A 6,914-nucleotide genomic window follows, 5' to 3' on the forward strand; every position below is an offset into this window, starting at 1 on the left:
CCGTTGGATAACTGATCTGTTCTGTGGGAGCGAGCCTGCTCGCGAAAGCGTCCGGCCGGCCTGCATCCGGGTTGATGTGTGCAGATCAGCCGAAGCAAGTGCTTGAGCTCAATCAGTTTTTAATCCCGCACGAACGGTTGTAACTTCTTGTCAGATAGGTACAATGGCGCGGCTCGCCGTCAGGCGGGCGTCGTTATGGTGACCCCATCGGTCCCCCCGCAACGATTACCCGTGAACCTGGTCAGATCCGGAAGGAAGCAGCCACAGCGGGAACATTGTGTGCCGGGGTGTGGCTGGTGGGGTTGCCTCCATAACGCCCCAGGCCTTCGTTCGCAAGGTTTGCCAATCCCTCATTTTGTTTCACTGCTCGGTTCGATGTCTGATCGAGGCGGCGGTTTTCCATTGTCCGGATTTGGGCTGGGATAAGCCGTGGCTATCTCGATATCGCACCAATAGTATGATAATTTCGCCTGGATCGGCCATTCTCCCCGGAGGCTATTCATGGGTACCGTGCGAAAAACCATCACCGTTACCGAGCAGCAGGACGGCTGGATCAAGTCTCAGATCGAAGCGGGTCACTACACCAATGACAGCGAATACATCCGCGATCTGATTCGGCGCGAGCAGGAGCGTAGCGCCGAGCTCGAGGCTATCCGGTCAGCCCTGAAAGAGGGTGAGTCCAGCGGAACTCCGCAATCATTCGATCCCAATGCATTCAAAAAGAGAATGCTCGAAGCGCATGGCTGAATATCGCCTTGCGCCGGCAGCGGAGCGTGATCTCGAAAAACTCTGGACCTATACCGCCCGGCATTGGGGCGTAGGGCAGGCCAATCGATACATCGATATCATCTCCACGGCGTTTCAGGAGCTGGCGCAACAGCCGGAAACAGCTCCAGCATGTGACCAAATCCGAGTTGGGTACCGTCGGCGTAGTGTCGAACGGCACATGATTTACTTCAAAATCACAACCTACGGGGTTGTGATTGTTCGTGTGCTCCATGATCGGATGGATACATTTCGGAATCTGTGACGGTGCCTCAAGACTTGGCCAACGCCTGCTCAACCGCAGCAATCAGCTTCCCGAGATCCTTCGAAGTGGCTTTGTGAATGACACTGAACAGGTAGGCTCGCTGCTCATCTTCATCACCCATGTCGGCAAAAAACACCTTGGGCTGGACATCCAGTACGTCGGCAAGGAGCAGCAAGGCTTCGACGCTGGGCGTGTAGGTGCCGGTCTCGAAGCGGCTGATGGTTTTCGGGTCAAAACCGGTCTTTTCGCCAAGTTCAGCCTGAGTAAGCCCCGCTACTTTGCGGTAGCGTCTGATGGCCGAGCCCAGACTTGAAATTTGCATCGCTTAATTCCCATTCAGAATCAAGAACTTAACGATAGATTTTCGCATTAGGCAACCGCGCGTTCCATCACCTTGCTTTGCAAAATGTGATGTGTTTCGTAGAATCGGCCTTTGGCATGGGGATTTGGTGACCTGCTTCAGAAGCCGGGTGTGCGAAAAGACCGGGGCTCGCGCTTCTTTGCAGCGACACAAGGCGGGGCCTGGAGCATGCAGGTCGCACCGCCAGCGTCCGTGCTCCAGCTTTCTCAAGGTATTTGAGCCTAGTTGATTTTCGCCCGTCCGGGGGCGGTGCAACCGCGCGCGACAAACGAGCCTGACTCATGGATGACTGCTTCGATGGATAAGAAGTACCGCAGGGCTGTTGACGCCGCCGCGATCTTTTCCGAAACCGATTTGAGCGGGCGCATCACCTACGTCAACGATCAATTCTGCGCCCTGTTTGGCTACCGACGCGATGAGCTGCTGGGGTCCAACCACCGGTTGCTCAACTCGGGCCAGCACCCCAGCGAATTTTTCACTGCGATGTGGCGCACCATCGCCCTGGGTAACGTCTGGAAAGGTGAAATCTGCAATCGGTCCAAGGACGGCACGCTGCATTGGGTCGATACCACCCTGGTACCGGTAGCCGACGAAACGACCGGGCATATCGAGCGCTACCTGGCGATTCGCTTTGATGTCAGCGAAAAGCGCCGGTTGTTGCACTCGTTGCAATGGCGTGTCGGGCATGACGTGCTGACCGGGTTACCCAATCGCACCTATCTGTCCGAGCTGCTGGACCAGGCTCTGGAATTCTCGCGAGGGGAATGTTTGCCGCTGGCGGTGTGCATGCTCGACCTGGATGGCTTCAAGGCCGTCAACGATGGTTATGGCCATGCCAATGGTGATCGGCTGCTGGTGGAAGTCGCCAGGCGGCTGCGCAGTATCGTGCGTGGTGAGGACGTCGTGGCGCGACTGGCTGGGGACGAGTTTGTGCTGGTGCTGCGTCATGTGCTTGGAACGGACGAGCTGCATGCCGCGTTGAACCGGGTCCTGATCGCGGTTTCCATGCCCTACGCCATCGACGGCAGGAATATCAATGTCTTCGCCAGTATTGGTGTCACGTTGTCGCCATGGGATAACGAAGACGCCGATACGTTACTGCGCCACGCCGACCAGGCCATGTACGTAGCCAAGCAGAGCGGCCGCAATCGTTTCCATCTGTTTGATGTATCCCGGGACAAGGAAGTGCGGGCCACTTACCAGATCGTCGATCGGGTTCGTCAGGCACTCGCCGGCGATGAGCTGCGGCTGCATTTCCAGCCCAAGGTCAATATGCGCAACGGAGCGGTAGTCGGTCTTGAAGCCTTGTTGCGCTGGAAACATCCGCAACGCGGCCTGGTGCCGCCACGCGAATTCCTGCCACTGGTAGAACAGACCGACCTGATTATCGAGATCGGCGAATGGGTCATGGGCCAGGTCCTGGCCCAGCTTGAGCAATGGCAGCAGGCGGGGCAGGGCTGGCCGGTGAGCATCAACATCTCGGCGCGGCATTTCCAGCGGGCGGATTTCGTCGAGCGGCTGCAACGTATGTTGGAACAGCATCCGACGGTGCCGCCGCGGATGCTCGACCTGCAGATCGTAGAGTCGGTCGCCGTGGAAAACCTCGCCCATGTCAGTGCCTGCCTCCAAGCGTGCCAGGCTTTGGGGGTCGGGTTCTCACTGGGCGGTTTTGGTACGGGTTATTGCTCGCTCAATGACCTCAAGCATTTGCGCACGCAAACCATCAAGATCGACAAGACGTTCGTGCGCGACATTCTCGACGACCGGGACGACCTGGCATTGACCGAGGCGGTGATCGGCCTGGCCCGGGCGTTTGGCCGGCAAGTGGTGGCCGAAGGCCTGGACAGCCTCGAACATGGCCAACTGTTGCTGCGCCTGGGCTGCGAAGTGGCCCAAGGTTACTTCATCGCCCGGCCGATGCCGGCCAACGAGATACCGGGCTGGGTAAAGGATTTCATCCCGCCGTCGCAATGGCAGGCCCGCCCGGGCAGTCAGGGAGAGGCGAGCTGCGACCCTTCGTTGCGGCCGGTATAAAGCTGGATGACCGCGTCGACTTCCCCGGACATCTTCATCTTCAGCAAGGTGCGCAGAATGCGTTGCGCCGGGATGCCCGGGTCATTGCGCACATAACAACTCAATTGCTGTTCCTGGAGGACGGCAACCTCATGCAGTTGCCGGTCGGCGCCATGCCGTTGATTGAACCAGTCCAGTGCCCATTGGTTGCTGACCGCATAGCGGTAGCGGCCGGCCAGCAGTTTCGCCAGCACCTGGTCCTGGCTGCGCGCGTCGTCACGACGCAGATGGCCGCTGTCGAACAAGGGTTGCAGCGTCGGGTAGCGATAGCTGAGCACTGTGCCGATAGACTGCTGGGCGAGGGTTGCCGGTGTGACTCCGGCGGTGGCGGGGGCCGCGCCGACGAGCACATCGCGCTGAAAGAACAGCGGGACACTCCAAAGGTAATCGCCCCCTTTATCCTTCACCCAGTCGGGCGAGACGTAACATCGCATGTCTATTTCGCCGTGTTCCATGGCGCTGTCCAATCGCCCGCGGGCAAGCACATGAAACTCGGCTGGCATGCCCACCTGGGTCGCCAGGCTGGTCATGACGTCAGGAAGAATGCCCTGGGTCGGATGGCCCCGTTCGATCTGCACCATGGGCATGGCCCAGCCATCGGTAATGGCAAAGCGCAGGGGGACTTCGGCGGCAAAACATCCTGTACCCAGCAACAGCAAAGCCCCCATGGCTGAGCGCATAAACTCTCCTGACTGTGCAAAACCCCGTCGACAACCGAGCTCCTCATTCAAGCTTAGTCATATTAGACGAGTACACCGGATGCAATTTCGGCCCTGCTCCGCTAGCATTAGCCGCTTATGTTCCTTCGTTGCGACGGTTTTCGATGAGTTATCAGGTTCTTGCACGTAAATGGCGTCCGCGCTCGTTTCGCGAAATGGTCGGCCAGACCCATGTGCTCAAGGCTCTGATCAATGCCTTGGACAGCCAGCGGCTGCACCATGCCTACCTGTTCACCGGCACCCGCGGCGTGGGCAAGACAACCATTGCGCGGATCATCGCCAAGTGCCTGAACTGTGAAACCGGGATCACCTCGACGCCCTGCGGCGAATGTTCGGTCTGCCGGGAAATCGACGAAGGTCGTTTCGTCGACCTGATCGAGATCGACGCCGCCAGCCGCACCAAGGTCGAAGACACCCGCGAGCTGCTCGACAACGTGCAGTACGCCCCGAGCCGTGGGCGCTTCAAGGTCTACCTGATCGACGAAGTGCACATGCTCTCCAGCCATTCCTTCAATGCGCTGCTCAAGACCCTCGAAGAGCCGCCGCCCTACGTCAAGTTCATCCTGGCCACCACCGACCCGCAGAAACTTCCGGCAACGATTCTGTCGCGCTGCCTGCAGTTCTCGCTGAAGAACATGACGCCGGAACGGGTGGTCGAGCACCTGACGCACGTCCTTGGCGTCGAGAACGTACCCTTCGAGGACGACGCGCTCTGGCTGCTGGGCCGCGCTGCCGATGGTTCGATGCGCGACGCCATGAGCCTGACCGACCAGGCGATTGCCTTTGGTGAGGGCAAGGTCATGGCTGCCGATGTGCGCGCCATGCTCGGTACTCTCGATCACGGCCAGGTCTATGACGTCTTGCACGCGCTGATCGAAGGTGACGCAAAGGCGCTGCTTGAAGCGGTGCGTCACCTCGCCGAGCAAGGGCCGGACTGGAATGGCGTGCTCTCGGAAATTCTCAACGTACTGCACCGTGTTGCCATCGCCCAGGCCTTGCCCGAGGGTGTCGATAACGGTCACGGGGACCGCGATCGCGTATTGGCATTGGCCCAGGCGCTGCCGGCCGAAGACGTGCAGTTCTATTACCAGATGGGCCTGATCGGTCGACGCGACCTGCCTTTGGCCCCGGATCCGCGTGGCGGCTTCGAAATGGTCCTGCTGCGCATGCTCGCGTTCCGGCCGGCCGATACGCCGGACACCCCGAGACAAGCGCTAAAGCCAGTGGGGATCAGCCAGGCCACAGCTGATTCCGCCAAGCCAGTGGCTGCCACGCCCGTTGTTGCGTCGGCAGCAGCTTCTGCCCCGGCAGCGGTGGCACCCGTGGCCGAGCCGACAGCTGTCGTCGCTACTCCCGAGCCGGTCGTCGAGTCGCGGCCTGAGCCGGCTGTCGAGGCGCCATCCGAGCCGGTCGCCGAAGCCATTATCGACCTGCCCTGGAATGACCCGGTCGAGCCGGAAATCGTCCAGCAACCTGCCGTGGAACCGGTGCTGGAAACTGTTGCCGAGCAGCCTGAACTGCCGCCAATGCCGATGCCCACGCCTGACAGCGTGGTGCCCGATGCGCCCGAGTGGGTGGCCGCGCCGATGCCTGAGCCGACGGTGGCCGACGTTGCCGTCGCCACGCCGGGCATCGACCTGGACGATGAGCCGCCGCTGGATGAGGACTACATCGAGCCAGATATGGATTCGGCCTACAGCTATCTGGACGACCTGGCCAGCGAGCACGCCGCCGACCCGGCGCCGGAGCCCGAGCCGGAACCGGCGGCGATGCCGGCCACCGGGCTGGCGCTGCAATGGCTGGAGTTGTTCCCGAAACTGCAGATCAGTGGCATGACCGGCAGCATCGCCGCCAACTGCACGTTGATTTCGGTGGAAGGCGACCATTGGCTGCTGCACCTGGACCCGGCCCACAGTGCGCTGTTCAACGCGACCCAGCAACGTCGCCTGAACGATGCGCTGAACCAGTATCACCAGCGCACCCTGACTTTGACCATCGAGCTGATCAAGCCCGAGCAGGAAACCCCGGCCCAGGCCGCATCCCGCCGGCGTGCCGACCGCCAACGTGAAGCCGAGGAGTCTATCCACAACGATCCGTTCATCCAGCAGATGATGCAACAGTTCGGCGCCGTGGTCCGTCACGATACTATCGAACCTGTCGAGGCCCCGGTTACCCAGGGCTCATAATTGAAAGCGCCGGCCTCAACGCCGGGCGCTGTGTTTATCCACGTACTTTCGAGGTGATTCCCATGATGAAAGGTGGCATGGCCGGCCTGATGAAGCAGGCGCAGCAGATGCAGGAAAAAATGGCCAAGATGCAGGAAGAGCTGGCCAACGCCGAAGTCACCGGCAAGTCCGGCGGCGACATGGTGACCGTGGTCATGACCGGTCGCCACGACATCAAGCGCGTCAGCATCGACCCGAGCGTGGTCGAGGGCTTGAGCGAAGATGACAAGGAAATGCTCGAAGCCCTGTTTGCCGCTGCCGTCAACGACGCGGTGCGCAAGATCGAAGCCAACAGCCAGGACAAGATGTCCGGCATGACCGCCGGCATGCAACTGCCGCCGGGCATGAAGCTGCCGTTCTGATTCGCCATCCCGCTCGGGATGGGCTACATACAATGCCAGGCATCGCGCCTGGCATTTTTGTTTGTGGCCCGGATGTTTCGCGTGAATGCCAGGCCGCCTTCGCGAGCAGGCTCGCTTCCACATGTTCATCGCGATCACCTATCC

The 6,914-nt window shown here is 60.4% G+C and carries 7 protein-coding genes and 1 other RNA gene; 6 read left to right on the top strand and 2 right to left on the bottom strand.

Going from position 1 to position 6,914, the window contains the following annotated elements; all coding sequences use genetic code 11:
* Positions 1-205: 205 nt before the first annotated feature.
* From ffs to ACE04F_RS13880, 3 genes are all read left to right on the top strand, one after another.
* Positions 206-302, top strand: an RNA gene (gene ffs / locus ACE04F_RS13870) — signal recognition particle sRNA small type.
* Positions 303-501: 199 nt separating this feature from the next.
* Positions 502-747 carry a type II toxin-antitoxin system ParD family antitoxin gene (locus tag ACE04F_RS13875; RefSeq protein WP_486107522.1) on the top strand — a complete coding sequence of 82 codons (246 nt, stop codon included), beginning with the start codon at positions 502-504 and terminating at the stop codon, positions 745-747.
* The gene (locus ACE04F_RS13880; protein WP_486107524.1) at positions 740-1,030 is read left to right on the top strand and encodes a type II toxin-antitoxin system RelE/ParE family toxin; all 291 of its coding nucleotides are present in this window, start codon (positions 740-742) and stop codon (positions 1,028-1,030) included. Before ACE04F_RS13875 ends, ACE04F_RS13880 begins: the two co-directional genes overlap by 8 nt.
* A 7-nt stretch (positions 1,031-1,037) precedes the next feature.
* Here ACE04F_RS13880 and ACE04F_RS13885 read toward each other — a convergent pair whose 3' ends face one another.
* Positions 1,038-1,352 (bottom strand): helix-turn-helix transcriptional regulator, encoded by a 315-nt coding sequence (locus ACE04F_RS13885; RefSeq protein ID WP_486107526.1) that lies wholly within the window; start codon positions 1,350-1,352, stop codon positions 1,038-1,040.
* A gap of 336 nt (positions 1,353-1,688) precedes the next feature.
* Here ACE04F_RS13885 and ACE04F_RS13890 point away from each other — a divergent pair, with 336 nt between their 5' ends.
* The gene (locus ACE04F_RS13890) at positions 1,689-3,425 is read left to right on the top strand and encodes a putative bifunctional diguanylate cyclase/phosphodiesterase (protein ID WP_486107528.1); all 1,737 of its coding nucleotides are present in this window, start codon (positions 1,689-1,691) and stop codon (positions 3,423-3,425) included.
* Here ACE04F_RS13890 and ACE04F_RS13895 read toward each other — a convergent pair.
* Positions 3,383-4,144 (bottom strand): substrate-binding periplasmic protein, encoded by a 762-nt coding sequence (locus ACE04F_RS13895; protein WP_486107530.1) that lies wholly within the window; start codon positions 4,142-4,144, stop codon positions 3,383-3,385. The genes ACE04F_RS13890 and ACE04F_RS13895 overlap by 43 nt on opposite strands.
* A gap of 143 nt (positions 4,145-4,287) precedes the next feature.
* On the opposite strand from ACE04F_RS13895, the gene dnaX reads away from it, so the two are divergent.
* Both dnaX and ACE04F_RS13905 read left to right on the top strand, forming a co-directional pair.
* The gene (dnaX, locus tag ACE04F_RS13900; RefSeq protein ID WP_486107532.1) at positions 4,288-6,369 is read left to right on the top strand and encodes a DNA polymerase III subunit gamma/tau; all 2,082 of its coding nucleotides are present in this window, start codon (positions 4,288-4,290) and stop codon (positions 6,367-6,369) included.
* Between the two features lie 62 nt (positions 6,370-6,431).
* Positions 6,432-6,770, top strand: a complete 339-nt coding sequence (locus ACE04F_RS13905; protein WP_003183512.1) for a YbaB/EbfC family nucleoid-associated protein — start codon at positions 6,432-6,434, stop codon at positions 6,768-6,770.
* Positions 6,771-6,914: the final 144 nt, after the last annotated feature.

Source organism: Pseudomonas sp. AGC41 (assembly GCF_057334555.1).

Bases quoted from the DNA above. Each gene is read 5' to 3' on its own strand.
- ACE04F_RS13875 (WP_486107522.1), top strand. From the start codon at position 502: ATGGGTACCGTGCGAAAAACCATCACCGTTACCGAGCAGCAGGACGGC.
- ACE04F_RS13880 (WP_486107524.1), top strand. From the start codon at position 740: ATGGCTGAATATCGCCTTGCGCCGGCAGCGGAGCGTGATCTCGAAAAA.
- ACE04F_RS13885 (WP_486107526.1), bottom strand. From the start codon at position 1,352: ATGCAAATTTCAAGTCTGGGCTCGGCCATCAGACGCTACCGCAAAGTA.
- ACE04F_RS13890 (WP_486107528.1), top strand. From the start codon at position 1,689: ATGGATAAGAAGTACCGCAGGGCTGTTGACGCCGCCGCGATCTTTTCC.
- ACE04F_RS13895 (WP_486107530.1), bottom strand. From the start codon at position 4,144: ATGCGCTCAGCCATGGGGGCTTTGCTGTTGCTGGGTACAGGATGTTTT.
- dnaX (WP_486107532.1), top strand. From the start codon at position 4,288: ATGAGTTATCAGGTTCTTGCACGTAAATGGCGTCCGCGCTCGTTTCGC.
- ACE04F_RS13905 (WP_003183512.1), top strand. From the start codon at position 6,432: ATGATGAAAGGTGGCATGGCCGGCCTGATGAAGCAGGCGCAGCAGATG.